Annotated in this window: 24 protein-coding genes and 1 pseudogene; 9 read left to right on the top strand and 16 right to left on the bottom strand. The window is 70.0% G+C overall.

Annotation, left to right across the window (positions count from 1 at the left end):
• Positions 1-29: 29 nt before the first annotated feature.
• On the top strand, positions 30-1,139 hold the full coding sequence (locus tag AB0B68_RS16770) for an ROK family protein (RefSeq protein ID WP_357206906.1): 1,110 nt from the start codon (positions 30-32) through the stop codon (positions 1,137-1,139).
• A 96-nt stretch (positions 1,140-1,235) separates the two neighbouring features.
• Here the strand turns inward: AB0B68_RS16770 and AB0B68_RS16765 are convergent, their stop codons facing one another.
• Together AB0B68_RS16765 and AB0B68_RS16760 are read right to left on the bottom strand one after the other, a co-directional pair.
• Positions 1,236-1,619: a MerR family transcriptional regulator gene (locus AB0B68_RS16765; RefSeq protein ID WP_357206916.1), complete on the bottom strand. Its 384-nt coding sequence runs from the start codon at positions 1,617-1,619 to the stop codon at positions 1,236-1,238.
• A 225-nt stretch (positions 1,620-1,844) separates the two neighbouring features.
• On the bottom strand, positions 1,845-3,095 hold the full coding sequence (locus AB0B68_RS16760; RefSeq protein ID WP_357206904.1) for an Ig-like domain-containing protein: 1,251 nt from the start codon (positions 3,093-3,095) through the stop codon (positions 1,845-1,847).
• Positions 3,096-3,309: 214 nt separating this feature from the next.
• On the opposite strand from AB0B68_RS16760, the gene AB0B68_RS16755 reads away from it, so the two are divergent.
• A complete protein-coding gene (locus tag AB0B68_RS16755) occupies positions 3,310-3,846 on the top strand; it encodes a hypothetical protein (protein ID WP_357206902.1) in 537 nt (178 codons plus the stop codon).
• Between the two features lie 223 nt (positions 3,847-4,069).
• A complete protein-coding gene (locus AB0B68_RS16750) occupies positions 4,070-5,206 on the top strand; it encodes a DUF1996 domain-containing protein (protein ID WP_357206900.1) in 1,137 nt (378 codons plus the stop codon).
• A 188-nt stretch (positions 5,207-5,394) separates the two neighbouring features.
• On the opposite strand, the gene AB0B68_RS16745 is transcribed toward AB0B68_RS16750, so the two are convergent.
• The 3 genes from AB0B68_RS16745 to AB0B68_RS16735 form a co-directional block, all read right to left on the bottom strand.
• Positions 5,395-5,613 (bottom strand): hypothetical protein, encoded by a 219-nt coding sequence (locus tag AB0B68_RS16745; RefSeq protein WP_357260825.1) that lies wholly within the window; start codon positions 5,611-5,613, stop codon positions 5,395-5,397.
• The gene (locus tag AB0B68_RS16740) at positions 5,610-5,789 is read right to left on the bottom strand and encodes a hypothetical protein (protein ID WP_357208110.1); all 180 of its coding nucleotides are present in this window, start codon (positions 5,787-5,789) and stop codon (positions 5,610-5,612) included. The genes AB0B68_RS16745 and AB0B68_RS16740 overlap by 4 nt, the downstream gene beginning before the upstream one ends.
• Before the next feature lie 335 nt (positions 5,790-6,124).
• Positions 6,125-7,336, bottom strand: coding sequence for a helix-turn-helix transcriptional regulator (locus AB0B68_RS16735; protein ID WP_357260822.1), 1,212 nt, complete (start codon positions 7,334-7,336; stop codon positions 6,125-6,127).
• A 247-nt stretch (positions 7,337-7,583) separates the two neighbouring features.
• Between AB0B68_RS16735 and AB0B68_RS16730 the strand changes: the two are divergent.
• Both AB0B68_RS16730 and AB0B68_RS16725 read left to right on the top strand, forming a co-directional pair.
• A pseudogene (locus tag AB0B68_RS16730) lies at positions 7,584-7,762 on the top strand (transcriptional regulator); the annotation flags it as partial.
• Positions 7,759-8,337 carry an HD domain-containing protein gene (locus tag AB0B68_RS16725; RefSeq protein ID WP_357260818.1) on the top strand — a complete coding sequence of 193 codons (579 nt, stop codon included), beginning with the start codon at positions 7,759-7,761 and terminating at the stop codon, positions 8,335-8,337. The pseudogene AB0B68_RS16730 and the gene AB0B68_RS16725, both read left to right, overlap by 4 nt.
• Positions 8,338-8,534: 197 nt before the next feature.
• Here AB0B68_RS16725 and AB0B68_RS16720 read toward each other — a convergent pair whose 3' ends face one another.
• The 8 genes from AB0B68_RS16720 to AB0B68_RS16685 form a co-directional block, all read right to left on the bottom strand.
• The gene (locus AB0B68_RS16720; RefSeq protein WP_357260815.1) at positions 8,535-9,512 is read right to left on the bottom strand and encodes a hypothetical protein; all 978 of its coding nucleotides are present in this window, start codon (positions 9,510-9,512) and stop codon (positions 8,535-8,537) included.
• 32 nt (positions 9,513-9,544) lie between these two features.
• Positions 9,545-11,074: a plastocyanin/azurin family copper-binding protein gene (locus AB0B68_RS16715; protein WP_357260812.1), complete on the bottom strand. Its 1,530-nt coding sequence runs from the start codon at positions 11,072-11,074 to the stop codon at positions 9,545-9,547.
• Between the two features lie 8 nt (positions 11,075-11,082).
• Positions 11,083-15,024 (bottom strand): ThuA domain-containing protein, encoded by a 3,942-nt coding sequence (locus AB0B68_RS16710; protein ID WP_357260809.1) that lies wholly within the window; start codon positions 15,022-15,024, stop codon positions 11,083-11,085.
• 23 nt (positions 15,025-15,047) lie between these two features.
• Positions 15,048-16,052, bottom strand: a complete 1,005-nt coding sequence (locus tag AB0B68_RS16705; protein ID WP_357260806.1) for a multicopper oxidase domain-containing protein — start codon at positions 16,050-16,052, stop codon at positions 15,048-15,050.
• A 305-nt stretch (positions 16,053-16,357) separates the two neighbouring features.
• Positions 16,358-17,197: an amino acid ABC transporter ATP-binding protein gene (locus tag AB0B68_RS16700; RefSeq protein ID WP_357207143.1), complete on the bottom strand. Its 840-nt coding sequence runs from the start codon at positions 17,195-17,197 to the stop codon at positions 16,358-16,360.
• Positions 17,198-17,202: 5 nt separating this feature from the next.
• Entirely contained in the window at positions 17,203-17,997 is a 795-nt protein-coding gene (locus AB0B68_RS16695) for an amino acid ABC transporter permease (protein ID WP_357260803.1), read from the bottom strand.
• Between the two features lie 101 nt (positions 17,998-18,098).
• On the bottom strand, positions 18,099-18,917 hold the full coding sequence (locus tag AB0B68_RS16690; protein ID WP_357224121.1) for a basic amino acid ABC transporter substrate-binding protein: 819 nt from the start codon (positions 18,915-18,917) through the stop codon (positions 18,099-18,101).
• A 176-nt stretch (positions 18,918-19,093) separates the two neighbouring features.
• Positions 19,094-19,771, bottom strand: coding sequence for a hypothetical protein (locus tag AB0B68_RS16685; protein ID WP_357198977.1), 678 nt, complete (start codon positions 19,769-19,771; stop codon positions 19,094-19,096).
• 213 nt (positions 19,772-19,984) lie between these two features.
• On the opposite strand from AB0B68_RS16685, the gene AB0B68_RS16680 reads away from it, so the two are divergent.
• From AB0B68_RS16680 to AB0B68_RS16665, 4 genes are read left to right on the top strand one after another with little or no spacing between them, the layout of a single operon-like run.
• The gene (locus AB0B68_RS16680) at positions 19,985-20,620 is read left to right on the top strand and encodes a SipW-dependent-type signal peptide-containing protein (protein WP_357198980.1); all 636 of its coding nucleotides are present in this window, start codon (positions 19,985-19,987) and stop codon (positions 20,618-20,620) included.
• A 9-nt stretch (positions 20,621-20,629) separates the two neighbouring features.
• Positions 20,630-21,259: a SipW-dependent-type signal peptide-containing protein gene (locus AB0B68_RS16675; protein WP_357260800.1), complete on the top strand. Its 630-nt coding sequence runs from the start codon at positions 20,630-20,632 to the stop codon at positions 21,257-21,259.
• Between the two features lie 11 nt (positions 21,260-21,270).
• On the top strand, positions 21,271-22,557 hold the full coding sequence (locus tag AB0B68_RS16670) for a signal peptidase I (protein WP_357260797.1): 1,287 nt from the start codon (positions 21,271-21,273) through the stop codon (positions 22,555-22,557).
• On the top strand, positions 22,554-23,042 hold the full coding sequence (locus tag AB0B68_RS16665; protein ID WP_357260794.1) for a hypothetical protein: 489 nt from the start codon (positions 22,554-22,556) through the stop codon (positions 23,040-23,042). The genes AB0B68_RS16670 and AB0B68_RS16665 overlap by 4 nt, the downstream gene beginning before the upstream one ends.
• Here the strand turns inward: AB0B68_RS16665 and AB0B68_RS16660 are convergent.
• From AB0B68_RS16660 to AB0B68_RS16650, 3 genes are read right to left on the bottom strand one after another with little or no spacing between them, the layout of a single operon-like run.
• Positions 23,021-23,950, bottom strand: a complete 930-nt coding sequence (locus AB0B68_RS16660) for a sulfotransferase (RefSeq protein WP_357260791.1) — start codon at positions 23,948-23,950, stop codon at positions 23,021-23,023. The two genes, AB0B68_RS16665 and AB0B68_RS16660, sit on opposite strands and share 22 nt — an antisense overlap.
• 3 nt (positions 23,951-23,953) lie before the next feature.
• Positions 23,954-24,973 (bottom strand): sulfotransferase, encoded by a 1,020-nt coding sequence (locus AB0B68_RS16655; RefSeq protein ID WP_357260787.1) that lies wholly within the window; start codon positions 24,971-24,973, stop codon positions 23,954-23,956.
• Positions 24,970-26,241, bottom strand: a complete 1,272-nt coding sequence (locus AB0B68_RS16650) for a glycosyltransferase family 4 protein (protein ID WP_357198996.1) — start codon at positions 26,239-26,241, stop codon at positions 24,970-24,972. Before AB0B68_RS16650 ends, AB0B68_RS16655 begins: the two co-directional genes overlap by 4 nt.
• Positions 26,242-26,472: the final 231 nt, after the last annotated feature.

Below are 26,472 nucleotides of genomic sequence, written 5' to 3'. Positions count from 1 at the left end.
GCAACAGCGTTGCGTAATAGGGTGGTGAGATGACTCGCGTCACTGCCGACGTCACGTTCCTCCGCGGCTACAACCAGGCTCTCGTGATGGCGGTGGGGCGCACGGCTCGCACGTTCGAGCGCGCGACAGTGGTCGAGGCGACCGGCCTGACACCACAGGCGGTCTCCAAGGTCATCGCCCGGCTGACCGCCGACGGCCTGATCCGCCCCGCCGGCGTCCGGCGTCCGGGCATCGGCAAGCCCGCTGTCGTCTACGAACTCGTCCCGGACAGCCGGTACGCGATCGGCGCCCACGTGGCCCGACGCACGCTGCGGCTCGTCCTGGTCGACCTGGCCGGCACCGTGCACCACTCGGCGGTCAGCCCGCTGCCCCGCGACTTCACCCCGGGGCAACTCCTCGACGCCCTGAGCACCGGCATCGACACGATGGCCGGCATCGGCGACCTGCGGGGCCGACTCACCGGGCTGGGCATCGGCATGATCGGCCCACTCGACCACGCCAACGGCCTGGTCCGGGACGCCCACGGCCTGCGGCACTGGCACGACGTACCGCTGCGCGAGATCGCCGAGAAACACCTCGGTCTCCCCGTCCACCTGGACAAGGACGTCACCGCGGGGATCACGGCGGAGGCCTGGCGGCACGGCGCGGCGTTCGGCGACGCGGCCCTCATCATGGTCGAGTCGGGCATCGGCGGAGGCTTCTGGCTGGGCGGAGCGGCCCATCGGGGGGCACACACCAACGCGGGCGAGTTCGGCCACACTGTCGTCGACCTGACCGGGCCCCTCTGCGTCTGTGGCCGGCACGGGTGCCTGGAGATCGTGCACCACCGCGCCGTCGAGGCCGGCGACATCGCACACGCCGCCCGCGTGCTGGCCGTCGGCGTCGTCAACCTGCTCCAGACCCTCGACCTCGCTCACGTGGTGCTGACCGGCGCGGACCTCCTGCGGCATCCGCAGACCTATCTCGCGGCGGTCACCGAGGCAGTCGGGGCAGACACCCTGCGCGCGGACTGGCTCAGCACCAGGGTGGCCCTGTCCAGCCTCGGCGCGGACGTGATCGCCGCGGGCGCCGCCATGCAGGTCCTCGACCAGCACTACGGCATCCCGGAGCTGGCCCAATCTGTGATCGTTGGCAGCTGAGCAACTCGACACGCCAAGCGACGCCCTGCTGAGCTGCCACCGATCGCCCTGAGGTCAGATCGCGGCGGGTGGTGACGACCGGGACTCGCCGCGTCGCTACGCCACCACGGCGTCGGTGCCCGTATGAGTGCATCCGCTGGCTGGGCTCTCGCTGTCCGCGATGACCTCGTCGAGCCGCTTGCGCGCCTGCTGGAGTTGGGTGATCTGCCGATCGATGCGGTCGCGTTCGGCGCGGAGCAGTGCCCGCGACTGCGGTGTGTTGACCTTCGCGTCGACGCAGGGCAACAGGTCCAGGATGGTTCGGCTGGACAGGCCGGCCGCGTACAGCATCTGGATCAGATAGACCCGGTCCATCGCGTCGTCGAGGTAGTGGCGCTGACCGCCACTGCTGCGTGCGGCAGTCAGGAGGCCCTGCTCCTCGTAGTAGCGCAGGGCTCGTACCGACACCCCGGTCTTCGTGGCGAGTTCCCCGATCCGCATCGACCCCTCCCCCAGGCCGGTGACGTCAGCCACACAGCCTTCTTCCTCACGCGAGCGTCAGGTTCACCGTAGCTCGCACGCCGATTTCTGCACGGCGGCGGTGCGGTCTCTCACTGGCAGACGCGCCACTCGCCGTCCTCCTTGACCAGCGCCACCCCCTGCCGTCATGGCCCGGAGGGTAGGGCTGCCGCGCCAGCGGCGAGAGCCCGCCGGGCGCCCGGGGGTTCAGCCTCCGGAGGCGGACGGCCCCGGCGTCGGCACGCCACCGGCGACCGCACGGGCGGGCGGCGCCGACGCCGGGGCCGGTCGCAGATCCGCGGGTACGGGCAGCGCGCTGCCCTTGATGAACTGGCCCCAACTGGTGTTCCAGGCCGTCCAGCCGTTGCCCGACTGGAGCCGGACCTCGGTGCCGGTGAAGGTGACCAGGTCACCGACCCGGGTGACGCCCATCAACCAGTCGGCGTTGGCCGCCGAGATGTTCGTGCAGCCGTGCGAGACGTTGCGGTGTCCCTGATCCGACACCGACCAGGGTGCCCCGTGGATGAACTCGCCGCCCCAGGTGAGCCGTTGCGCGTCCTCGACGTTCACCACGTAGCCGCCGTTCGGCTCGCCGCGCGTGTCGAACGTGGTGTACTGGTGCTTCTCCATGATCACCATCTTGCCGCTGGACGTGGGGGTGCTGCGCTTGCCCAGGCTGACCGGGATCCTGCGGATCAGCTTGCCGTCCCGTAGCACGCGCATCTGCTTGGTGGCGTTGTCGACTTCGAGCGACACCTGCCGTCCGATCCGGGACGTCGCGGTGCGGTCGGCGTCACCGACGTGGCTCTTCCCGATCGGCAGACCCGTCAGGCCCGCCCGGACACTGATCGTCGTGCCGGGTCGCCAGAAGTCGGGAGCGCGGTAGTAGACCTGACTGCCGTCGTCCACCCAGGACCAGGCACCCGGCTGCGGCGGGCTCGTGGTGACGAACAACCGACGTTGCACGTCGGCGCGGGCGGACCTGGCGATGGGCGGATCGAAACCGATGGTCACCGGCATCGCGGTGCCGTACGTCTGCTTGTCGGCGAAGTACAGCGTGCTGCTCACCTGCGGCTTCGTCGACGCCGCCGCGGTGGTGAAGCTGCTGGTGCGGGTGGTGGTCCGCCCGGAGTCGCCGGTGGCGGTCACCGACGCGGTGTACGTGTGCTGCGGGCGCAACGGGGCGCTCGGTACCCAGGCCGAGCCGTCCTCGCGTGGCTCCGCCCCGACCGTCGTGCCCGCCTCGTCGACGATGCGCACGGCGGTGATCTTTCCACCCGTGACGAGCGGAACCACCTCGGCGCTGAGCGGCACGTTCCGGGAGAGATCGGCCGGCGTGACGGTCAGTTCGGGCGAGGGCACCACCTGCTCGGCGGGACGTACGGCGGCCTTTCGCTCGGTGGTGCACCCACCGAGGACCAGCGGTGCCGCCGCGACGGCCACCGCGACGAGCGCCATACGCCTCCGTAAAACCATCGAACGTCCCCCGGCTTCCGTGTGCTCCGTGGCGGCAATTCTCTCCGCGTCGACGGCACCCCGCGCTGTTTCCGGAAACCACGCAACGAAGGTGGGAACGTTCGGCACGGCACGCGGTCCAGGTCCGACCGTTGCGCTTTCCTTTCGTGATCCGCGGGGCATCGAAGTGTGATGCTGCCATGGAATGCTGGCCGACATGCGCAGAAGACGACGTTCATGGATTCTGCTACCGCTGCCCCTCCTCCTCCTGACCGCCTGCTCGCCAGCGGAGCAGCCGATTGTCGCTCTCGCCGTGCAGGACGGCCGGCCGGTCGGCGTGCTGGTCACCTGTTACGACCGTGACGCCAATATCCGCGTGTTCGAGAACGGCCATGAGGGTGAACCGGGCAAACGGTCACTGATCCGATGGAGCATCGGCGGCCCGCCCGCGAGCGAGGTCGTCGAGGTCACCCTGCTGGGTCAGCCACCGGAGGGCTGGGAGGTCGACGAGCCGGTCGACGTCCCCGGGTCCGAGCCCGGCGCCGAGGTGGACGTCGAGTTGCTCACCGAACTTCGCCCCGGAGTCACCTACACCCTCGACGGGGCAAGCCGCCCTGAGGCCCTCTCGGTGGACTTCACCCTCGCGGACCTGCCACGGATCGGCCCGGACCAGGTGTTGGCACCGGACGGACACAACTCGACGAAGGTCATCCCACGGGAGACCTTCCTGCGCAAGGCACGCGAGCGCTGCTGACCCGACACGGCCAACCATTCAAGAAGTGGAGTGGCGCCACAGTCGCCGATTACGGTTTTTGGAGAGAAATCAGAGAATTGAGATCGAGCCGATATCACGGCGACTCCACAAAGCTGACCAGGCAATCGCTGAGCGCTATTTAAGGGAGAATTAATCGTTCCAACTGGAAGCGGGTAGGGGGTCCACTCGTATTCTTCCCTCTCGGAAGAAAGGTGCGCCCCCGTTGATAAATCTCCGTTCCACCCCTCGACACCGTCGTTCCGTCACCGCCCTGCTGCTGGTGAGCCTGGCGCTGGCCGGCGGATGCAAGGAGGCGCCGGCAAGCCCCGGCGCGTCCGGACCGTCCAGCGACACCGGCATCGGCTCGTCCGGCCCGGACGCGCCGACGGCCACCGCCCCTGGCGACCCGTCGGCCACGCCGAGCGCCCCGGGCACCTCGGCCACCCCGTCCGCGCCGGGCAAGCCCGGAACGCCGGCGACCAGCGCCGCCCCGCCCACCGCATCCGGCGGCTGGATCACCATCGACGCTGGCGCGCAGGCCGCCGCGACGAAGGCGTTCTTCGCGCGCAAGCCCAAGCCGGTGACCGGCAACCCGGTCAAGGTGCCCGAATTCAACGTCGGCTGTACGACCAGCCACCACAACAGCGACGACCCGATCGTGCTGCCGAAGCTGGTGGGTGGCTCGCACAACCACACCTTCTGGGGCAACAAGTCGACCGACGCCAACTCGACAGCCGAATCGCTGCGGGCGTCCAAGGCGACCACCTGCAACTCGCCGGACGACCAGTCCGCCTACTGGGTGCCGACGATGTACCAGAACGGCAAGGTCGTGGACCCGAAGGAGGTGACCGTCTACTACGGTTCCCGCCTGAAGGACCCGAGCAAGACCCAGCCCTTCCCGTTCGGCCTGCGAATGATCACCGGTAACGCCAAGACCCAGGTCGACACCCCGGACAAGCAGGGCAACCACTTCTGGTGCGCCGGCATCGGCGGCGAGATCGGCCGCAGCGCCGACAAGACGTTCCCGGTCTGCGCCAAGACCGCGAACATCGTCCGGCAGATCACCTTCCCGGACTGCTGGGACGGCAAGCACCTGGACAGCCCCGACCACAAGGCGCACATGGCCAACGGGGACCACACCGGGGCGTGCCCGAAGAGCCACCCGGTGCCCGTCCCGTCGGTGTCCTTCGTGATCTCGTACCCGTTGAGCGCGAACACGGACGGCATCACCCTCGCGTCCGGCACGTCGTTCTCCATGCACGCGGACTTCTTCAACGCGTGGAAGGACGAGGCGCTCGCCGCACGGGTGCGCAACTGCCTCGACCAGGGCGTCAAGTGCAACTCGGCGGGCAACTTCTAGAGCGGACGGTCGATCTGAGCTGGCCCACGGATCGTTCGCGGGCCAGCTCAGATCGAGACGTAGTGAGGTCTCCGGTGGACGGCTCAGCCACCGGGCGGAATCGAAGACCGGAGACCTCGTCTAGTCGGCGACCTGGCATCAGACGAGGCGCAGCATCCGCACCTTCTCGTCGCCGCGCCGCAGGATGCTCACCGAAGCCAGCCGAGGAAGCGTCTGTGCAGCGCCCCCGCCGGCACCCAGGTCAGGTCCTCGGAGGCCCGCACCAGCTGGGCGCCCAGGTAGAGGGCCAGGGAGATCGGGGCGTCGTCGAACTCGGCGCGTAGCTCGCGCTGCCGGGTGCGGCAGGGCCAGGGCGCATCGCAGCCGGCGCAGCTCCAGATCGGTAGCACCGGGCCGTGCGTGGTCATACGCGGCCTCCGAGCAGCGCCGCCGTCAGCGACCGCGTCTGCTGGCTCGCCGCCCAGTCCACCTGCCAGCACGGGTACGGCGTGAGCAGCGACCACCACGCCCGGCAGCCGGCGCACATCACCTTCAGCCCTCGGACGTGCACCGCGATGATCGCCTTCCGCTGCCCGCTCCTCACTGCTCACCTTCCGGTGGCCAGTGGCCACGACTGATCGGAATCCGGTGCCGGGAACGGCACGGCAGGTCGGCTCCGCAGCGGCAGATATGCCGCCAGAGCCGCCACGACCACACCGGCCGATGCCTGCGGGCGAGAGTCAGCGCGGTGGCCGAGAGGTATTCGTCATACGAGACGCGCCGCACGGACCCTCCCTCGTTCGAGCACGAGGACAGCTTCCCGCCCTCACAGCTGAGAGGGACGCGGCGACCAGGCGATACCCGCACCACCCACCGCATCCCGTGAGCACGAAGCTACGGTGGGTCGCAGAGCGGAATGGGTAAGGTTCCTACCCCTGGTTACGAGAGCAGCCCGACCTTGATCGCAAGGTCACGGGCGTCGTCACGAGTGGAACGCGGACCGTCGAGCAGGTCCAAGGTGATCTGCCGGGCGTACCCGTTGAAGCGGATCGTCTCCGGGGCCGACTCGTACGCCTGCCGGAGAGTCAGCACAGCCGTTTCCTTGTCGTCCTTGCCGTAGTGCGCCCGCGCGACCTCGATGAGATGGCGTGCCCGGCGCGGCCTTGACGGGATCGCTGCGGAATCATGACGGCGCGCCTGGCGCACCGCCTCACCGGACTTCTGCAACTCCACCGCCACGGTCACCGCATGAGCGCCCATGATGACCTGTGAGAACGACGTCTGCGGCTGATAGAAGCCCTGCGGCAGGCGCTGCGCCACCCGGTCCGCGCGATCCCAGTACCGCCAGGCCCGACCTTCCTCACCAGCACGGGCAGCGGTGTAGGCAGCCTCGAAGTTCAGTGCACCCCGGAGCGCCAACAGGTTCGTGGTCCCGTCGGCCGCGCGCGGCTCCAGCGTTGCCAGGAGGTCCAGGGTCACCGCCATCGCGGTGTCCCAATCACCGGCATCCCGGTGCACCTGGCACAGGAACCATCCCGCGCACGCCACCGCCTCCGGGTCGCCGGACTCCTGCGCCGCCACCATCGCGCGGTCCGCAACCCGCCACAACAACTCGGCAGCGGGCTGATAAGCAAGGAACATCTGCGTCAGCCCGAACGTCTCCGCCAACAGGGCCTGAGCCTGCCGACGCTCAGCACCCTCGTACGCCAACGCGGCACGCTGAACATCGCGCAGCAGCCCCGGCAACAACCCACCCAGCACAGTGCGGTGATCCGACGCCTGATGGCGTGCTCGCCACGCCATCGCGAGCCGCTCTCGCAGGCTCATCAACGACTCCGGGGATGCCTCGTCGGACATTGCGAAGCGGTTCACCGCGTCCCGGACTGACGCCAGCGCCGGATGCTCCGGTCCGTTGACCACAGCAGACCGCGTGCTCAACTCCCCGGCCAAGGCAGACACCTCGACCTTGAGAGCACGCGCGATGCGATCCAACATGTGAATGCGCGGCGGCAGGATGCGATCGGTCTCCACCGCCTTGACCCACTCGGCGCTGCGCCCGACCAATCCCCCGAGCACCGCACGGGTCTTCCCGGACCGCTCCCGATAGACCTTCAACCGCTGCCCGAAAGTCAACTCCGGCAAGGAATCCATCCCGGACCTCCTCATAGCGCGGACGTACCGTCGACGCCCAGGCCGCCGTGCCACCCAACGCTACCGGCTTGCCCACCGCCTCATAACCCCTCACACGCTGCGCACCGCCTCCCACGCCGACATCAAGACCCTGGCCCCTCGCGTGTAGCCCCTCGGGGCATGCGCTGCGGCGTCCATGTATGAATTGCCACCCTGTTACTCCGGCAGCTGGCAATTCGTGACTCCTTGACGCTCCATCGTCTGAACTCTGTTGGCCGCACGACGCGGTCTCGCTCTCGACACCCCGCCGTGACTCGGGCGCTCCTCGACCGCAGCGGCCCGCTCCTGGACAGCGACCGGATCTCCGCGCAGTCGCGGCAGGAACTAACCTCTATCGTCTACGGCCTGCGGGCGGACGGACTCACCGGCACAGGGACGGGCAGATGACCGACGACCACGACGCCGCCGGAGCGATGAACTTCATCTTCGAAGCCGGCGTCCTCAAACGCGCCGCCCGGACCGGCTGGTGGTTCGCCGGCGTCAAGCAACCCGAGTCCATCGCCGAGCACTCGTTCCGAACGGCGCTCATCGGAATGATGCTCGCTGCCATGGAGGGCGCCGACCCAGCCCGAGTGTCGATGCTCTGCACCCTGCACGACACCCAGGAAACCCGGATCACCGACATCCCACACATCGCCAAGCGCTACCTCACCGCCGTACCCAACACCGCCGTCACCGCCGACCAGGTCGCCGCCTGCCCCCCAGCCGTCGCCGACGTCATCACCGCCGCCGTCGCCGAATACGAAGCCGGCGAGACACTGGAAGCCGTCGTCGCCCGCGACGCTGACAAGCTGGAATGCCTTATCCAAGCCGTCGAGTACCGCCACCAGGGCATCGACAACGTGCAGCGCTGGATCGACAGCTCACGAGCCGCCCTGAAGACCGCCAGCGCCCACCGCCTCGCCGACGCCGCCCTCACCGGCCAACCCCTCGCCTGGCTCACTCCCCCGCCGCAGCAGTAAGCGGTCACTTGGCTCGTATTGACCGACGGCAAAAGGCATTTACTCGTCCGCAAGATACGACATGTCCCTGAGCTGTGGTGACGCCTGGCGTTGATGGTCAGTAGTAGGCAATACGGGCTCCCGCGACGGGTCGGACCCGGTACGACGGCGGTGGCCGGTCGCCCCGAGGGGTGACCGGCCGCCGTCGCGTCGATCAGCTAAAGCCGGGCGGCGCCCGCCTCGGTGGCCTCCTGCACCGCCGAGGTACGGCGGACCTCGGCTCGCTGGTCGCCGGCGTCCTCTCGGTCCGGGCCGGCCACCCGGGCCGACCGGTTGGTGGTCGCGGCCGCCTGGTCGCCGGTCACCCCGCCACGGATGCGGTTGTTGGCGGCGACCTGGGCGGCCGGGTCGTTGGACGTCACCGCCAACTGACCGTTGATGATGTTGTCGTCCACGGTGACACCGCCGGTGGTGCTGGTGATGCTCACGTCCCCGCCCCAGTAACCGCCGGAGGCGCAGCTGTCGAGGGCGCCGTTCGGGCCGAGCTGCACACCGCCCAGGTTGCCGGCGAAGGTGGCCCGGCCCTGGACGGCGCTGCCACAGACCACGCTGCCGGTGGCACTGTTGAGCACCGACAGCGTGCCGTCGACGAACGAGTCGTGCAGGTCGGTGTAGTAGGTGCCGGTGCTGCTGAGGTTGCGCTGCACCTGGGTGCCCTGGTCGAGCCGGACCTCGCCGGCGCCGACGTTGACGTGCCCGGCGACCGTCGACGCCTCGGCGAACAGGAAGCTGTCGATGGTCGTGGAGCCCTTCGGCCGTACGGTGACGGTGCCGGTGCGGGCGTCCTTCAGGAAGATGCCGTACCCCCCGGCGGCGAGCACCACCTGGCCGTCGACTGTCGTCTCGGTCGCGTCGAGGTACCCGTCGGCGGCGACGCGTACCTCACCGCTGACCCGGCCACCGGTCACCACCAGGTTGCCGCCGGCCGCGACGGTGACGTTGCCGGTGATCGTGGTGCCGGTGAGCGCGCAGGACTCGCCGGCGGGCACGAGCAGGTCGTTGGGCACTGTCACCGCGCCGCCGGTGCCGATGCAGTGGGTGACCAGGTCGGCGTGTGCGGTGGGCGCCACGGCCAGCACCGAGGCCGCGATGACGGCGCTCACGGTGGCGAGCTTGACGACGGTACGTCCGGGCATCGTGGTACTCCCTGTCGGTGAGGTTCGAGGACTCATGCGCCGATGTCCGATCGGGCCGCGGCCCGGACGATGGCGCCCTGCTGCCGCCGGTCGAGCGTGCCGCCGGTCACGAGTGCGGCGGTGACCGCTTCGACGTGTCGGACGAATTCGGCGTGGCCGGGGTAGTCGGCGTGTTCGTCGATCAGATCGTTGATGGTGCAGCCGTCGCCGGTGTCCACGTTGGGCACGCCGGTGTCGCCACTGTCGATGACCACAGTGGCCCGGGTGTCGGAGTCGGGGCAGCGGTCGGTGCTGTCGGCCACCACCGTGAACGACGTCGACTGCTCGGTGGAGGAGTTCCCCGCCGTGTCGGTCGCCCGGTAGCGCACTGTGTGCGCGCCGGGTGCGCGGACGGCGACCGGAGCGGCGTACGCCGTCCAGCCCCCGGTGTCGAGCGCGTACTCGATCTTCGCCACGCCCGACTCGGTGTCGGTGGCCGTGACGGTGACGGTCGCGCCGCCCACGTACCCGCCGTCGTCGTTCCGGTCACCGGTCACCGTGGCGGCGACGGTGGGTGGAGTCGTGTCCTCGGCCGGCGGCTCGACGACGGTGAAGTGGGACATCTGCTCCGCCGAGGTGTTCCCGGCGACGTCGGTGGCCCGGTAGTGCAACATGTGCATCCCGGCCGTGTTCACCACGATCGGGTTCGTGTACGCGGTGAAGGCCGCCCCGTCCAGGGCGTACTCGATGGTGGCGACACCGGATCCGCTGTCCGTGGCGGTCAGCGTGGCGGTGGCCGTACCGATGTAGTTGCCGTCGCCGTCGCGGTCGCCGGCCAGCGCGGCCGTGACCACCGGTGCTGTGGTGTCCTCCTCCCCCGGCTCGACGATCCGGAACGCCACCGAGCCGACGGCGCTGGTGTTGCCGGCCTGGTCGGTGGCGCGGAACTGCACCGCGTGGTCGCCGATCGCGGTCACCCGCACCGGCTCGGTGTACGGCAGGAAGCTGGTGTCGTCGACCTGGTACTCGACGGTCTGGACCCCCGAGTCGGCGTCGGTGGCGGTCACTGTCACAGTGGCCGCGCCGAGGTAGTTGCCGTCCTGGTCCTGGTCGCCGGAGACCGCGGCGGTCACTGTCGGCGCGGTGGTGTCGCCACCGCCACCGCCGTCGGTGACCACCAGTTCACCGACCATCGAGCTGTGGCCGGGGATCGAGCAGAAGTACCGGTACCGGCCCGGGGTCAGCGTCACTGTCGCCTGGTGGCGGCCGTCGTTGGCGTCGAACGGGCTGGCCAGGATGTTGACTGTGACGTCGTGGTTGTAGCCCTCGGTGCTGGTGTCGAAGGTCAGGGTGTGTGGCATCCCGGTGGTGTTGCCGGTGGCCGCGCTGTTCTCCCAGATGATCGTGGTCGCTCCGGCCACCGCCGTGGTGGGCGCGGACTTGTATCGGGTGATGCTGTCGTCGGCGGTCCAGGTCAACACCTGGTCGGCGGCGACGCGCGGGGCGGCGGAGGCGGGCGTCACTGCCAACGGGATCACCGTGAGCAGGAACGCCGCCAGCGCGGCCGTCAGTCGTCGGGTCATCGTCACTCCTAGAGTTCTCGCGCACGGATGTTGCGGAACTCGGTCAGGTCGTTGTCACCGTGGTTCTGAAGGCCGATGAAGCCGCGCAGGAACTGCCGCAGGTCGGTGGGCGGGTCGCCGGCTCGCGACGACTGCTTGCCCGGCGTGTTGTCGAATTCGTTGATCACCACGCCGTTGCGGATCATCGTGTAGTGCTGCCCGACGGCGCGGATCTCGTAGTCGTTCCACTCGTTCTTCGGCGTGACGCCGGCCTGGGCCAGCGGCACCGGGTCGAAGTTGTAGACCGAGCCGGTCTTCTGCGGCTCACCGGTGTCACCGTCGTAGATCTGGATCTCGTGTCCGCAGTAGATCGCCATCCAGGCCGGCGAGGTCCGCGCCGATCCGACAGTGCCGCAGCTGTCCGGTGGCCGCTGGTCCAGGGGCGTTCGCAGGTCCGGGAACCGGATGAAGACTCCGGTGTTGGCCCGGCCGGTGCCTGGGGCGATGTCCCGGAACTGCAATTTCAGCGAGAAGTCGCCCAGCTCCTTGGTGTGCCAGAGCATGCCCAGGCCACCGCTGGAGCGCAGCGACCCGTCCGGCTGGATGTCGAACTGGCCCGACGGCGCCTGCTGCCAACCGCGCAGCGACTCGGTGGTGCCGTCGAAGAGCGGCTCGTACCCGGTGTGCCCCTCCCGGCCGATCTCCGACGCGGCGGCCAGGCGGGTGAGGGTGCCCGCTTCACGGGTGCTGAGCAGGTCGTCGTCCTGCAACGCGCGGGCGACGGCTGTGACGTGCCGGACGAAACCGTTGTGGTCGGTCCAGGTGCTCTCGTCGTCGATCAGGTCGTTGGCCGTGCAGCCCTGCCCGACCGTGCGACTGGGCACCCCGGTGTCGGTGTCGCCGAGCCATACCGTCGACCGGTCGTCGGGCACCGCGCAGCCCACCGTCACAGTGGTCTGCACCGTCGCCGTCTGACCGTCGGCGTACGTGACGGTCAGCTTCGCGGTGTAGGTGCCGACAGTGGCGTACGTGTGCCGAGGATCCGCCTCGGTCGACGTGGTGCCGTCGCCGAACTCCCAGCGGTGGCTCACGCCGCCGGAGCGGGAACCGGTGAAGGCGATGGTCAGCGGCTTGTTCTGCACGGCGACCGAGGTCGCCGCCGGTGCCGGGGTGGGCGCCCCGCCGGTGTAGGTGACCCGGATCAGCTTCTGGTTCGCGTGCAGGCTGAAGAAGCCGCCGCCGTAGTCGAGGAGGTAGAGCGCGCCGTCCGGGCCGAACTTCGCGTCCATCCAGCTCTGCAACCGGGTGTCGCCGTTGCCACCGGGGATGATGGCCCGCAGCGACTCGGCGTACACCGGTGGGGCGGCCTGCGGCACGCCGGCCGGGTCGACGGTGACCGCGACCCGGTTGGCGGCGTTCGACTGGTCGCCGATGAACCACTTGCCGTCCCAGTGCTCCGGCCACGCCACGCCGCTGGCGGTGTCGACGAGGCTGCGGTGGTACGTCGGGCCGGACATGATGGCCTGCCCGCCGCCGCGCAGGTACGGCTGTGTGTAGGTGGCGTCAGCGGCCACGTAGGTCGGCAGGTTGCTGCCGTCGGTCCGCTTCGGGAACACCGGGCCGCCACCGTCGGGCGAATACCAGATCATGTTGTCCCGGGCCGCCGGGATGTCCTCCAGTCCGGTGTTGCGCGGCGAGGTGTTCTTCAGGTTGTCGCAGTCGTACCAGCCGGTCAGCACTGTCGCGTCGGTGTTGCTGCGGTCGCGGTACGGCTGCCGGTTGCCCATGCAGTAGGGCCAGCCCTGGTTACCGGCGGAGGTGATGATGGTGGCCGTCTCGTACTTCGCCGGGCCCAGGGTCGGGCTGGGCGACGAGGCGTCCGGGCCGACCCAGCCGGCGGTCAGCCACTGGTGCACCGGGTCGATCTGGAGGCGGGCGATGTTGCGTACGCCCATCACGTAGATCTCCGGCCGGGTCTTCTCGGTGCCCGGTGGGAACAGGTTGCCCTCCGGGATGGTGTACGTGCCGTCCGGCTCCGGGTGAATCCGGATGATCTTGCCGGCGAGGTCGTTGGTGTTACCCGAGGTGCGACGGGCGTCCTGGAACGAGATGCCCTGGTACTCCTCGGTCCAGTTGTTGCCGGCGTAACCCTGCGACCCCTCCGAGGAGTTGTTGTCGCCGGAGCCGACGTAGAGGTTGCCCTTGGCGTCGAACGCCATGCCGCCGCCGGCGTGGCAGCAGCTGTGGATCTGCACCGGGAACTGCAACAGGTCCTTGCGGGTGGCCTGGTCGACGGTCTGCGCCTGCCGGTCGTAGGTGAACCGCGAGACGGTCCGCTGACCGACCCGCTTCACCCGGTCGACCGAGTCGTGCGGCATCCAGTAGACGTAGAGCCAGCCGTTCTCGGCGAACGCGGGGTCGGGCACGATGCCGAGCAGACCCTCCTCGTTCTTGACCAACTCCGAGCCGCTGCCCCGGTTGCCCATCACCTCCAGGGTGGTGAGCAGCTTGACCTGCTTGGTTCGCGGGTCCCAGGAGTGGATGGTGCCGCAGCCCAGGCCGACCTTCGGGTTGTTCCAGTCCGCGATGGGGCCGCTCGGGCAGGCCGCCTTGCCGACGTAGAAGACGGTGCCGTCCGGCGCGATGGTGAGCCCGTGCGGCTCGCCGATCTGGTCCAGCTGCCCGGTCTGGTTGGCGGCGGTGAGTCGCTCCACCTTGTAGTTCGCGGCGATGGTGGCCTGGCAGTCGCCGCGTACCCGACCGGTGGTCCAGTTGAGAGCGCCGGTGAGGTGCGTGCGGAACGCCTCCTCGCCGTAGCTGCCCTCGGTGTGGCCCATCCCGGTGTAGAACGACCGGCCGCCGTCGTAGTCCCGGCACCAGGACACCGGGTGGAAGGCGCCGTTGGCGGCCGCCCCCGGGTTGTAGTGCCGCTCCTCGACCTGGGCGAGGGTGTGCACCGTGCCGATCGGGTTCGGGTCCCAGTTCTCCCAGCGGTCCGACCGGGTGATGGTGAGCGGCAGCGACGCGGTGGCCGGGTGCTTGCGGTCCAGGATGTTCACCACCGCGCGGTTCACCGCGGGTGGCTCCGGAGCGGTGGTGCTGCCGGTGAACAGGCGCAGGTCGGCGAGCTGGACCAGCGGTTCACCGCTGTTCGCGGTGACGTTGAGCCGGTAGCGCGTGAACTCCTGCGGCGTGGCGATGTCGAACCGGCGGGTCTGGAAGCGGTCCGGGAAGGTCTGCCCGGTGCGGCGGTCCAGGTCGGTCCAGCTCTGACCGTCGGTGGAGCCCTGAAGGGTCCAGTCCTTCGGGTCCCGGCCGGCGGAGTCGTTCGCCGACGTGAGCGCGTACCCGGTGATCTTCTTCGGTGCGCTCAACTCGTACGCCACCCAGGCGGTCGGGGTGCGGACCAGCCACTTCGTGTTGGCGTCGCCGTCGGTCAGCTTCTCCTTGGTCTCGTTGGGCGGGTTCTCGCCGCTGGCGGTCACCCGGGTCACCGGCTCGGCGACCGGGATGGCGCCGGCCGGGCGGGTACCGATCAGCCCGGTGAACCAGGTGGAGTCGACCTGGGCGCGGGCGGCGTCGGCGATGCCGACGAAACCGCCGCCGGCCTTGACGTAGCTCTGGAGCGCCGACTCCTGGTCGCGGTTCAGCGCGGCGCCCGTCGCGGAGAGGAAGACCACGCTGCGGTACGCGGACAGCCCGGCCGCGGTGAAGGCGCCCGGATCCGTGGTGGCCGTGACATCGATGTCATGACCGGCACCAAGCTGTTTGATGGTGTCCACAGCGCGCGACACCGGGTCCTGTTGCTCGGCCACCGGGCCGTGGAACACCAGGACGGCGGTCCTCTGCGGCGTGGCCGCCTGCGGGGCGGCCGCCGTTCGTGGTGCGGCAGCGGCCGCCGTCGTCGTCGCCGGGAGCAGTGTCGCCAAGGCCGCTACCGCGGCAAGGGTTCGTCGTAGTTTTCTCGTCATGCCCGTCCCCACTTTCGGTTCGGTCAGCTTCCGTGCGTGTGGGTGTGGCCCTGGAACCGGTGGATCGCCTCCTCGGCGCCCGGCGGCATGCTGCCGTCGGCGTTGCGCACCAGGAAGATCCCGGCCATGCCGCCGTCGGAGTGCGTCTGCACGTGGCAGTGGTACATCCACGCGCCGGGTCCGACGCCCTCCCCGGCCAGCACCTGGAAACCGAACGAGCTGCCGGGGTTGAGGTCCTTGTTGTCGACCACCAGGCTCGGGTCGCTCGGCCCCTCCAACATGCCGGTGCGGTTGTCCGCCCAGCGGTGCGCGTGCAGGTGGAAGGTGTGGAACAGGTTGCCGTGGCCGATGGCGATCCACTCGACGCGCTCGCCCAGGTTCGCCTCGAACATCGGCGTCGCCGGAGCCATCTTGTTGTTGATCATCATGTCGTGGAACACCGCAGTGAACTGCTTCGACGGCAGGATGTCGCCACGCCGCCGGACGATCAGCGCGCCGTACAGTCCCTTCGCGACACCGCCGGTGCCGTGGTCGGTGCCCATCGCGTGATCGTGGTAGTGCCAGTAGCCGGCGCTGCCCGGCATGTACCGCCGACCCGCCGCGGCCACCATCTCGTGCGAGCGCCAGACGTACGTCCGCGTCTCGCCGGGGTTGTTGAACGAGGCGTTGAACGGGCTGCCGTCGGACTCGGTGCTGTAGTCCACCCCGTGCGGATGGATGGACAGCCGCTGGTTGGTGGTGTTGACCAGGGTGATCTCCAGCGTGTCACCCTCGTACATCTCCAGGATCGGCCCCGGAACGGTGGCCTGACCAGGCGCCAGGCCGTACCCGAACAGGTTGCCGGGCAACTGCTCGGCGTAGATGGTGATCTTCTTGGTGACACCGGCGGCGGCCCGGGCGGGGCTGCCGCCGAACACGGTGCCGATCGTTGGGGCGGACGCGCCCAACGCCCCGGCGGCGAGCGCGCCGGTGGCGATCAGCGATCTGCGGGACAGGTGGCGGTGAGGGCCACCAACGTGATCGTCCATGGGTCTCCGTTCCCAACCGGGCGAAGACGCGACGAGGGCACTGTGCATCGACCGCCGAGCACGGGGGCGGTGGCACGACTGAGGTGAGGCTCGTCGCGGACTTTGCTCGGAAGACTCAGAACTTTCGATGGATGACAGCAACTTATGTAATCCATCGACGAAAGTACAGGTCTGATTGCAAAAAGATTACCTTGACATCACGACGTCCGTCGATTGACATGAAGCTGACACGCAGGGCGCACAGAACGGCGCCGGGCTGCCCTCGAAAGAGGCAACCCGGCGCGGAGGACGTACGGCAGCTGTGGTCAGAGGTGGTGGCGGTCGTCCGCCGGCAGGCTGGGGATCTGCGGCGACGCGGGCGACTGGTCCGGCTGGCCGAGCTGCGCCACGTGGGTCGGGTCGAGCACCCGGGAGAGGAACGCGCGGGTCCGTTCGTGCTTCGGCGCGCCCAGCACCTCCTGCGGCGGCCCCTGCTCGACCACCACGCCACCGTCCATGAAAACGACCCGGTCGGCGACGTCGCGGGCGAACGCCATCTCGTGGGTGACCACCATCATCGTCATACCGTCCTCGGCCAACTTGCGCATGACGGTGAGCACGTCGCCGACGAGTTCCGGGTCGAGCGCGGAGGTCGGCTCGTCGAAGAGCATCAGTTTCGGCTCCATCGACAGCGACCGGGCGATCGCCGCCCGCTGCTGCTGCCCACCGGAGAGCTGCGCCGGGAAGGCGTCGGCCTTGTCGGTCAGCCCGACGCGCTCCAGGTTGGCCCGTGCGATCCGCTCGGCCTCGGCCCGACCTCGCCGGAGCACCCGGCGCTGGGCGATGGTGAGGTTGTTCAGGACCGTCAGGTGCGGAAACAGGTTGAACGACTGGAACACCATGCCGATGCCGCGGCGGACCGCGTCGATCTCGACGTCCGGGTCGGTCATCTCGACCCCGTTCACCCAGATCTTGCCGGCGGTCGGCTCCTCCAGCAGATCGACGCAGCGCAGCAGGGTCGACTTGCCGGAACCGGACGGACCGATGACGCAGACCACCTCGCCCTGGCCGACCTCGAAGTCGATGCCCTTGAGCACCTTGAGCGGCCCGAAGGACTTGTGCAGGTCGCGGATCTCCACGGCGGGGCGGGATGGGGTGGTCGTCATCGGGGTCACCGAGCCTTGGCGTAGCGGAGTTCGAGGCGTCGTACCACCTGCGACAGCGGCAGGGTGATCACCAGGTAGGCGAGGCCTGCCACCAGCAGCGGCGTCGCGTTCACCCGGTCGTTGAGCATGTCCCGACCGAACTTGGTGATCTCGATCGTCTGCGCCGTCACCCCGAGCACGTACGCCAGCGACGAGTCCTTGGTGAGCAGGATGAGCTCGTTCGTCAGCGGCGGGATCACGATCCGGAACGCCTGCGGGATCACGATCGTGCGCATGGCGGTGAAGTGCGACATGCCGAGGGTCCGCGCCGCCTCCATCTGCCCCTTCGGCACGGCCTGGATGCCGGCCCGGATCGTCTCCGCCATGTACGCCGCGGCGGTCAACCCGAGGCCGATCGCTATCGAACCGAACACCCCGCCCGGAATCTCACGCTCCGGGAAGGCGATCGGGATGCCGTACCCGACGAGGAAGAGCACCAGCAGCGCGGGCAGACCCCGGAACAGCTCGATGTACGCCGTCGCCACCCAGCGGTACGGCGCCACCCGGGACAGGCGCATCAGCGCCAGGATCGTCCCGAACACGAGGCCGAAGGCGAACGCGCCCAGCGTGTAGAGGATGGTGTTGCGCAGCGCGACGGTGATGATCGTCGGGAACATCGACTTGATGATGTCGACGCGGAAGAACGCGTCGGCCAACCTGTCCCAGTCCGCGGCGACGAGCACCGTGGCGATGACGGCGATGAAGACCAGGTACTGGAGCCCGAGGGACAGCCGCTCCCGCTGGCGGCGTCGCAGCTTCACGTTCGCTCGTTGCCTTCCCGGAGGTTACCGACGTCGGAGGGCGCGCGGGACGCGCGCCCTCCGGTGGTGCGTGGCGCTCAGGCGCTCGGCCGCTCTGCGGCTCAGGCGCTCGGCTGCTTGCCGATCCACTTCTCGTAGATCGTGTTGTACGTGCCGTCCTGCCTGGCCTTGGCCAGCACCTCGTTGATCTTCTTGAGCAACTCCGGGTTGGCGTCCTTCTTCACGGGGAAGCCGTACTGCTCGCCGGTGTCGAACTCGGCGGCCACCTCGAACCCACCCGGGTTCTTCTTCAGGTACTCGGTCCAGACCGGCAGGTCGTTGATGGCGGCCTCGACCTGGCCGTTGGCGACGGCCTGCTGGAGGGCGGCAAGGTCCTCGAACTCGACGAGCTTCAGGCCCTTCTCCGCCTCGAGCTTCTTGGCGTAGTCACGACCCGTGGTCGCCGCCTGGACGCCGAGCTTCTTGCCCTTGAGGTCGTCGAGGGACTTGTACGTCTTGCCGGTCTTCACCAGCATCGCCTGGGTGGCGTCGAAGTACGGGTCGGAGAAGTCGATGACCTTCTTCCGCTCCTCGGTGATGGTCATGCCGGCGGCAGCCGCGTCGCACTTGCCGGTGTTGAGGTCCTGACCGGATTTGATCCCCTCGAACGGGGTGTCGACGATCGTCTGCTCGACGCCGAGTTCCTTGGCGACCAGGTCCATGATCTCGACGTCGAAGCCGGTCACCTTGCCGCTGGCGTCCTTGGACTGGAACGGCGGGTAGGGCAGGTGGGTGCAGACGGTCAGTTTGCCGGCCGTGACCAGCTTGACCCCGCTCGCCTGGACCTCGCTGTCGTCCTTCTTCGCGCAACCCGCGGTCAGCGCGAGGGCGGTGACGGCCACGACGAGGCCGGCCTGACGGACGACGCTTGGGAACCTCACGGCTGTGCCCCTCCGATTCGGCTTCCAATTCACAGAAAGCCAATCTGGTTCATAGACTTTGCGATTAGCGACCGTACCCGATCCGGCGCGTCGCCCCCAGATCACGCCGTGACCGCTCGGGGGACCGGGCGGGGCGCTCTCCGTCGACAAACCCGACACTTGCCCCGCAAAGGGCCTCAGCCACCGGTTCCCTCGGCCGCTCCGTCCGGGGTGAGGGCCCCTTCGTGGGGGTCTGTGTCCAGGAACACATGCTGGTGGCCCTGGCCGGAATCGACGCTGATCTGATCGAGCTGGGTCGCCGCGACCGACCAGATCGTCGCGGCTTCGGCCGCCTGCCGCGCGGTGACGTCCAGCAGGGCCGCCCGTTGCGCCGCTGGAACGCCGGCCGCCAGCCCGTAGGCGTCGACGGCCAGCGACGCCTGCTCGACCGCTCCGCGCAGGCCTCCGCGCGCCACGTTGGTGGCGGTGGTCCCCGACGGCGGCTCGGCGAACGGCTCCGCCGCCTGGCGCATGACCCCCTGCCACTGGCGCGCCTGCGCCGGGTCCGGCGCACGTCCGGCCGTCGTCTCCGTCTTGATGGCGGCCAGCACCGGGGCGACCTGGTCGCGGACGCGCCGGGCCGTCTCGATCAGCTCCACGATCTGCTGAGCGTCCCGCTTCGCCTCGTCCTGCTTGATGCTCGCGATGGTCGCCTCGGTCGCGTCCGGACGGCCCACCTGGTAGCCGATCAACCCGCCGAGCAACGCGGTGACCAGTGCGATCACGCCCGCGACGGCCACGAAGCGCACTGTGCGGCGGTGCCGCACATCGGCCTTGTCCAGCTGGTAGGAGGGTCGGCCGGTACGGCGCGCCATCGCATCTCCTCACATCGATGGGGTGGGGCCAAAGATTAACTGCCCCGTGACGTCCGTCGATAGTGCCGATCGGTGCGCTCCCTGCCCGTCTGCACCCTCCGGTGGCAACTTAAGCGCTCTGGGCGTTTTGCCCTTGTTTGTGTGCTTATCGTGATCCTTGTGCCGCTGGCACCGGCCCACGACAACCAACCGCGTTGCACCGAGGAGGACAAATTGACTGAACCGACAGGGACGGCAGTGGACAAACCGAACGGTCGAGGCCGCTCTCGCAAGCTGAAGGCCATCCTGGCCGGAGGGATCGTCCTCGGCCTCGGTGCGACGATCACCCTTGCCGCCTGGAACGACTCGGAGTACGCCACGGGCACGTTCACGGCGGGCAGCTTCAGCATGGAGGGCAGCACCAACGGCACCACCTACGCCGAGCACCCCACCGCCGGCACCGCGGCCGCGTTGACCTTCAGCACGGGCTTCGACGACATCAGCCCCGGTGACGTGGTCGCGGCGCCGTTCGCCGTCCGACTGACCGCGGCCACGACGTACGACGCGACAGTCACCGTGGCGTCGGCGACCCCCGCCCCAGCCGGGTTCGTCGGCCTCACCTACGGCATCGCGACCGTCCCGGCCTTCGCCGACTGCAGCGCGACGCCCACCACCCCGACCTGGATCGTGGCGCAGGGCACCCCGCTCAACTCGGTGGCCGGCGCGGTGCCGTTCAACCTGACGCAGGGCACTCCCCCCACGACGCCCGGCGCTCCGGTGAACCTCTGCTTCGTCGTCACCGCGGGGGGCACCCTGGTGCAGGGCACCTCGGTCACGGAAACCTGGCAACTGTTGGCCGAGTCCGTCTAGATGATGGCCGTGGTCAACCGTCGGACGCCGGCCGGAACACCACGGCTTCGCCGGACCCGTGCCGTACTCGCTGGCGCCCTCGTTCTCGGCCTGGGAACGACGTCCACGCTCGCCGCGTGGACCGACAGCGAGTACGGCACCGGGTCGTTCGGCGCCAGCGTCTTCGGCACCGAATCGCAGACCGCCTCCAGCAGTTGGGCCAGCCACACCCCGGTCGCGAACGCCGCGACGCTGGCGTTCAACGCGACGGCGATGTCCCCCTCGGTGTCGTTCTACGCCTTCCTCGACATCCGGACGACCTCGACGACGAATGTCGGCGGCACGGTCGCGCTGACGAGTTCGTCGAACAACTCCGGAGCCCTGCTGCCCGCGCTCGAGTACCGGGCGGTGCGGACCCCCACGACCAGCACCACGTGTGCCGCCGCCTTCTCCGGTTCACCCACCTGGATCGTCGGGCCCGGCTACTCCGCCATCACCGCGGTGCCCGGCTCACCGGTGTCGTCCCCCATCACCGTGCCGGCCGGCGCGACGCCGCAGCTGAGGTTCTGCTTCGAGGTCCGGGTCCAGTCCGGCGCCAGCAACACGTACCAGGGCACGACCGGGGTCGTCACCTGGGAATTCACTGCCACGTCTACGTGAAGGATCTGCAGATGGTGGGACGCGAACGTCGACGGCACGGCACCCTCGCCCGGGTCGGCGACCTGGTGCTGACAGTGCTCGCCGTCGGTGGGACGGCCTGCGTCGTCCTCGTCCCGCTGGCGTTCTTCTTCGACATCTCGCTCATCCTGTTCAAGACCGGGTCGATGAGCCCGACCATCCCGGCCGGGTCACTGGCCGTGGTGCGGGAGATCCCCGCGTCCGAGGTCCACGTGGGAGACGTCGTCACCGTCGACCGCACGCCGCTGCCACCGATCACTCACCGGGTGGTCGACATCGCCAACGGCGGTGGGGCCACCCGCCTGCTCACCCTTCGGGGGGACGCGAACCAGTCGAACGACGCCGCGCCGTACGCGGTGAGCCACGTGCGGCTCGTGCAGTGGTCGGTGCCCAGGCTCGGGTACGCGGTGCGAGCCGTGTCGAACGTCTACGCCACGAGTCTCATCACGATCGGCGCCGCGGTGATCGTCACCTGGGCGTTCTGGCCGCGCGGGGGCGAGCCGGGGACCCGACGACAGCGCGCGTGGCACCGTCGGCGACCGGATTCGGCGGTGCCCGACGATGCCGGGGCAGCGCCGGAGCCCGGCAGCCAGCCGAGCGGCACGGGACCGCGTGGCGACTCGACAGTGGGACGCATGCTGGTCGTGCTGGCGGTGCTGCCGGGCGTGGCCGCCGCGGTACTCGCGACGCCTGGCCAGGCCCGCGCGGACACCACCGAGGAGGTCATTCGGAGCAGATACCTCACGCTGGTCTCCATCGGCGACGACGATCGCATGACGAACCTGGCGCCGGAGCAGCCCGTGCCCTGGCAGGTGGGCGTCTCGGCGCACGCGGAGCAGCCCGGCGAGGTGACCATCTCGCTGTCCGCGCTGGGTCCTCTCGCCGTCCGTCCGGACGGACTCCAGGTGATGGTGGCCGTCTGTGCCATCCGCTGGGTGGAGGGTGCCTGCCCCACCGGCCAGGGTGAGCAGGTCCTCGCCGACGGTCCCGCCACCAGGCTGGCCGCGCACCCGGTCACCATCAGCTCGATGCGCGCCGATCAGCAGCGTTGGGTGCTCGTCACGGCGAGTCTGCTCGCCAACGCGGTGGCCTCGGGGTCGGCAGACCTGATCGTCACGGCGACCGGATTCGGCGACAGCGCATCGGCGGGCGGCACTGTCGGCCCGCTTCCGCGCACCGGGACCAACCTGTGGACACCTCTGCTGGCCGGTGGCGGTGCGCTCGTCACCGGCCTGCTGCTCGTGCGCGCGGCGCGCCGGGTCAGGGTGGGTCGGCTGTGAGGCGCCTGCGCCTGCGGTCTCTGCCGGCCCGGGAGCGAGCCGGCCACGTCCGACGGCGCTGGCTCGCGGGTGCCGCCGCCCTGCTGCTCGCCGGCACCGCCGTCGTGCTGGCACCGCCGCAGTCGACGCTGGCCGCCTGGACCGGCGCCGAGTACGGTCGCGGTTCGCTGCAGGCCGGCACGGTCAATCCACCGACCAACCTGCAGTGCACGGCCGGCGTGCTCACCCCGCCGACCTTCACCTGGACTCTGCCGGTCGGCGGCCTGACGCGCAGCGGCTTCACCTGGTCGTTGTCGGGCGGCTTCACCGGCGGCGGGACTCTCGGCGCCAGCGCCACCTCGGTCACCGTCCCCGGCGGGTTGCTGGGCATCGGAACCGGCACCTTCAACCTGGTCGCGAACGGTCCTGGCGGCTGGACGTCGACACCGGTCACCGGAACGGTCGGCATGCTGACGGCTGTCCTCTACTCCTGCAGCGTTCCGTAGACCGGGTAGCCCCACTCAGCTAGGGACTTCTCCAGCACCCGCTCGATCGCGGCGAGCTGCGCCGGGCTGAGTTCGTCCCGGTACGCCTCCGCCCGGCCCACTGTGAAGTCGTATCGGGAGAAGCCCTTCTCGAAGGCCGTCGACCAGCCCAGACCGAGGAAGTCGAGCATTCGGCCCACCTGCTCGCGCGGTTGCTCGACCAGGTCCTCGTAGCGCACGTCCAGCCACTGGTCGGCCGGGTGACGCAGTCGGGCCTGCGCGAAGGCGTCCATCAGCATCTTCCAGCCCAGCGCTGCGAGTACCTGGAAGGAGCGACCGGATTCAGCCCACTCCTCCCGAAGGTCGGACGGGAGCGGACCGTAGATCCAGTTGTCCGGCCCGCGCCAGCCGTCCCACCAGCCCATCTGGAGCCACGAGTTGGCCACCGCCCGGCCGTCGCGCACCACGTTGACCACCCGCAGGTCCGGGTACGCGGCGTGCAGCAGGCCGGTCCGCGGCCACCCGGTGACGTGCTGCACCAACTGCTGACAGCCCTGCCGCGCGATCCGCTCGTCGAAGAAGGCCCGCAGCCGCCGGGCCACGAACGGGGTCAGGTCCTCGGCGACCAGGTCCCGACACGGTCGGGAGAAGCCGGCCAGGACCTGCCGGTCGAGCAGGTGGTACGCCTCCGACGGCGCGACCCGGAGCCGGCCCCGCTCCAGCAACCGTCGACTGTGCCGCAGCGAGGTCATCCCCGCCGGGCGCGGCGCCGAACGCCGGTAGAGCGGGCCGTTGAACCTGCCCTTCGGGTTGAGCCGGGCCAGTTTGTCGTCCAGACCGGAGACGAAGCCGACCGCTGGATGCCGGGAGAGCAACTCCTGGACCAGTGTCGAACCACAGCGACCGGTGCCCACCACCAGTGAGAGCATCGTTCAGCCTTTCTGCCGGGTGGCGGGTGACGGGGAGACGGCCGGGTCCGCGGCGAAGCGGGCGGCAGGAGAGGTGGCCGCCGGGCGGCGCAACGGGTAGCCGAAGCGGGTCAGCGCCACGGCGGTCAGCCCGGTGACCACCGCGTACGCGCGGGTGGGCAGCCCGGTCAGCCACTCGCTGTCGGCGACCACGTCGACCAGTCCGGTGCGGTGCCGCGACGGGTTGCCGGCCACCGAGTGGGTGGGCGCGAGCCGTACCGTGGCGGGCGTCGGAAACGGAAGCTCGTCGGGGATCGCGCCGACGAAGCCGGCGATCCGGGCGGTGACACCGGCCGGGTCGGCCACGAAGTCCTCGTACCGCACCCGCAGGTAGCGGCCCGGCGCACGGCGACGGTCGCCCCACAGCCGTACGGTCGCGGTGTTCCAGGCCAGCCAGAGCAGCGCGGCCTTGCCGACCGGTGGGCGGCTCATCAGCTGGTCGTCGGCACGCCCGTCCAGCGGGCGTCGGCGACGCCACGAGTACGCGGTGGCGCGCGGGTCGCGCACCACGTGCAGGACGTACAGGTCGATGCCGGGCAGGCCGCCGAGCAGGGCCCCGTACGGCGGCAGCTTGGAGGAGTCGACGATGACACCGTCCGACCGGCCGGCCAGGGCGTGCTCGGCGATCGAGGCGTAGAGCCGGGCCAGGTGCGTGTCGTCGGGGTGGCCCGCGACCGGCGGCTGCCCCCGACGCTGGCGGCGCAGCAGTGCGGGCAGTCCGCGCAGCCGCAGCCGCTGGGCCAACCGGGCGGCGATCCCGGCCGGGTCGGCGTCGGTCAGGTCGGCGCGCACCCGGGCCCAGAGCGGGCAGTCGGCGACCGGGGCGCCACAGCCGCACTGTCGGTTCTCCAGGATGCCGCGCCGCCACAGGTACCGCAGCTCGCCGGCCGCGAAGAAGCCCGGCAACTGTCCCAGGACCGTGGTCACCAGCGTGCTGCCACTGCGACCGCTGCCGGCGAGGTAGAGCACCCGTACCGGGCTCACCGGGCCGCTCCCCCGCCAGCGGCGGCCCGGCGCGACGGCAGCGCCTCGGCGGCCTCCGCGTACAGCCCACGGATCCGGTCCAGGTGCTGGTCCGGGGCGAACTGGGCGGCGATCTTCGCCCGGCCCGCCCGGCCCATCCGGTACGCCCGGTCCGGGTCGGCCAGGAGGTCGTTGAGCGCGTCGCCGAGGGCCGTCGGCGCGTCGGCCGCGACAATGCGGCCGTCCACCTCGGGCTCGACCAGCTCGGGAAGCCCGCCCAGGTCGGTGGCGACCACCGGAACACCGCAGGCGAACGCCTCCAGCACCGCCATGGGTTGGTTCTCGTGCCATCGGGACGGAACGGCGACCACTGCCGCCGACCGGATCAGCTCGTGCAGGCGCGGCTTGTCGAGACGGCCGTGGAACCGGACCCGGCCGGGCACCCGCCGCGCGGCGAGCGCCTCCAACTCCGGCCGGGCCGGGCCGTCACCGGCGATGTCCACGATGACCCCGTCCGGCAGCGCGGCGGCCGCCTCGATCAGCACGTCGACCCCTTTCTCGGGCGCCAGCCGCCCGGCGAAGACGACACCGCCGCCGGGCGTCTGCTTGGCCACGACGCCGGTCAGGTCGACGAAGTGGTTGACCACCCGCAGCCGGTCCGGGTAGACGCCCGCTCGGCGCATCACGTCGGCCAGGAACCCGCTCGGGCTCACGAAGAGCTGCACCGGGTCGTACGCGTCGAACTGCCGGTGCAACCAGGACTCGACGGCGAGCAGGCCACTGCGCGACAGCGATCCGTCCTTGCAGCGGCGACGGGCCGCCTGCAACGGGCCACCGGTGACGCACGCCTGGCAGGGACGGCCCCGGTCCAGCAGCTGGTAGCTCGGGCAGGCGAGCTTGTAGTCGTGCATGGTCAGCACGCACGGCACACCGGCGGCGCGGGCGGCGGCGAGCACCGACGGGGAGAGCTGGTGGTAGATGTTGTGCAGGTGCAGCACGTCCGGCCGAAAGTCGTCGATCACCCGGGCCAGCCCGCGGCGGCTCGTCGGTGACCACAGCATCCGGCCGACGGCCACCGCGCGGGGCCGCACCCCGCTCGGCGCCGGCTCCAGCTCCACTTCGGACGGGAACCGCGCGGCGTACGGCAGCGGCGACTCGTTCTCAGGGTGGCTCATGCCGAAGTAGGCGACAGTGTCGCCGGCGACCCGTTGCAGGTCGGCGAGATCGAGCAGATACCCCTCCGCGCCGCCACGGCGGTAGAGGAACTTATTCACGTGCAGCACGCGCATCGACTCGCCCTGCTCACATCGATCGGGCGATCCGGGCCCGGGGGTGATGACCGGGGTCTGCCCGCCCCGACCAGGGCCCACGGTATGCAGGGCAGGTCGGCGAGTCCAGCTCACGTTTGGCATGTGGCTGAACGGGTGATCTTCGTCTGCCCGTGCGGTCTGCGGCCTGGCCTCCCGCCATGATCTCCAGATAACCTGGCTGCCGCCGGTCACACCCGCTCTGGTGCAGGG

Source organism: Micromonospora sp. NPDC049049 (genome assembly GCF_040649115.1).
GTDB lineage: Bacteria > Actinomycetota > Actinomycetes > Mycobacteriales > Micromonosporaceae > Micromonospora.
This window is presented reverse-complemented; position numbering and strand designations above follow the sequence as displayed.

Excerpts from the sequence above, each read along its gene's own strand:
- AB0B68_RS16770 (WP_357206906.1), top strand. The coding sequence starts at position 30 with ATGACTCGCGTCACTGCCGACGTCACGTTCCTCCGCGGCTACAACCAG.
- AB0B68_RS16765 (WP_357206916.1), bottom strand. The coding sequence starts at position 1,619 with ATGCGGATCGGGGAACTCGCCACGAAGACCGGGGTGTCGGTACGAGCC.
- AB0B68_RS16760 (WP_357206904.1), bottom strand. The coding sequence starts at position 3,095 with ATGGCGCTCGTCGCGGTGGCCGTCGCGGCGGCACCGCTGGTCCTCGGT.
- AB0B68_RS16755 (WP_357206902.1), top strand. The coding sequence starts at position 3,310 with ATGCGCAGAAGACGACGTTCATGGATTCTGCTACCGCTGCCCCTCCTC.
- AB0B68_RS16745 (WP_357260825.1), bottom strand. The coding sequence starts at position 5,613 with ATGACCACGCACGGCCCGGTGCTACCGATCTGGAGCTGCGCCGGCTGC.
- AB0B68_RS16735 (WP_357260822.1), bottom strand. The coding sequence starts at position 7,336 with ATGGATTCCTTGCCGGAGTTGACTTTCGGGCAGCGGTTGAAGGTCTAT.
- AB0B68_RS16725 (WP_357260818.1), top strand. The coding sequence starts at position 7,759 with ATGACCGACGACCACGACGCCGCCGGAGCGATGAACTTCATCTTCGAA.
- AB0B68_RS16720 (WP_357260815.1), bottom strand. The coding sequence starts at position 9,512 with ATGCCCGGACGTACCGTCGTCAAGCTCGCCACCGTGAGCGCCGTCATC.
- AB0B68_RS16715 (WP_357260812.1), bottom strand. The coding sequence starts at position 11,074 with ATGACCCGACGACTGACGGCCGCGCTGGCGGCGTTCCTGCTCACGGTG.
- AB0B68_RS16710 (WP_357260809.1), bottom strand. The coding sequence starts at position 15,024 with ATGACGAGAAAACTACGACGAACCCTTGCCGCGGTAGCGGCCTTGGCG.
- AB0B68_RS16705 (WP_357260806.1), bottom strand. The coding sequence starts at position 16,052 with ATGGACGATCACGTTGGTGGCCCTCACCGCCACCTGTCCCGCAGATCG.
- AB0B68_RS16700 (WP_357207143.1), bottom strand. The coding sequence starts at position 17,197 with ATGACGACCACCCCATCCCGCCCCGCCGTGGAGATCCGCGACCTGCAC.
- AB0B68_RS16685 (WP_357198977.1), bottom strand. The coding sequence starts at position 19,771 with ATGGCGCGCCGTACCGGCCGACCCTCCTACCAGCTGGACAAGGCCGAT.
- AB0B68_RS16670 (WP_357260797.1), top strand. The coding sequence starts at position 21,271 with ATGGTGGGACGCGAACGTCGACGGCACGGCACCCTCGCCCGGGTCGGC.
- AB0B68_RS16660 (WP_357260791.1), bottom strand. The coding sequence starts at position 23,950 with ATGCTCTCACTGGTGGTGGGCACCGGTCGCTGTGGTTCGACACTGGTC.
- AB0B68_RS16650 (WP_357198996.1), bottom strand. The coding sequence starts at position 26,241 with ATGCGCGTGCTGCACGTGAATAAGTTCCTCTACCGCCGTGGCGGCGCG.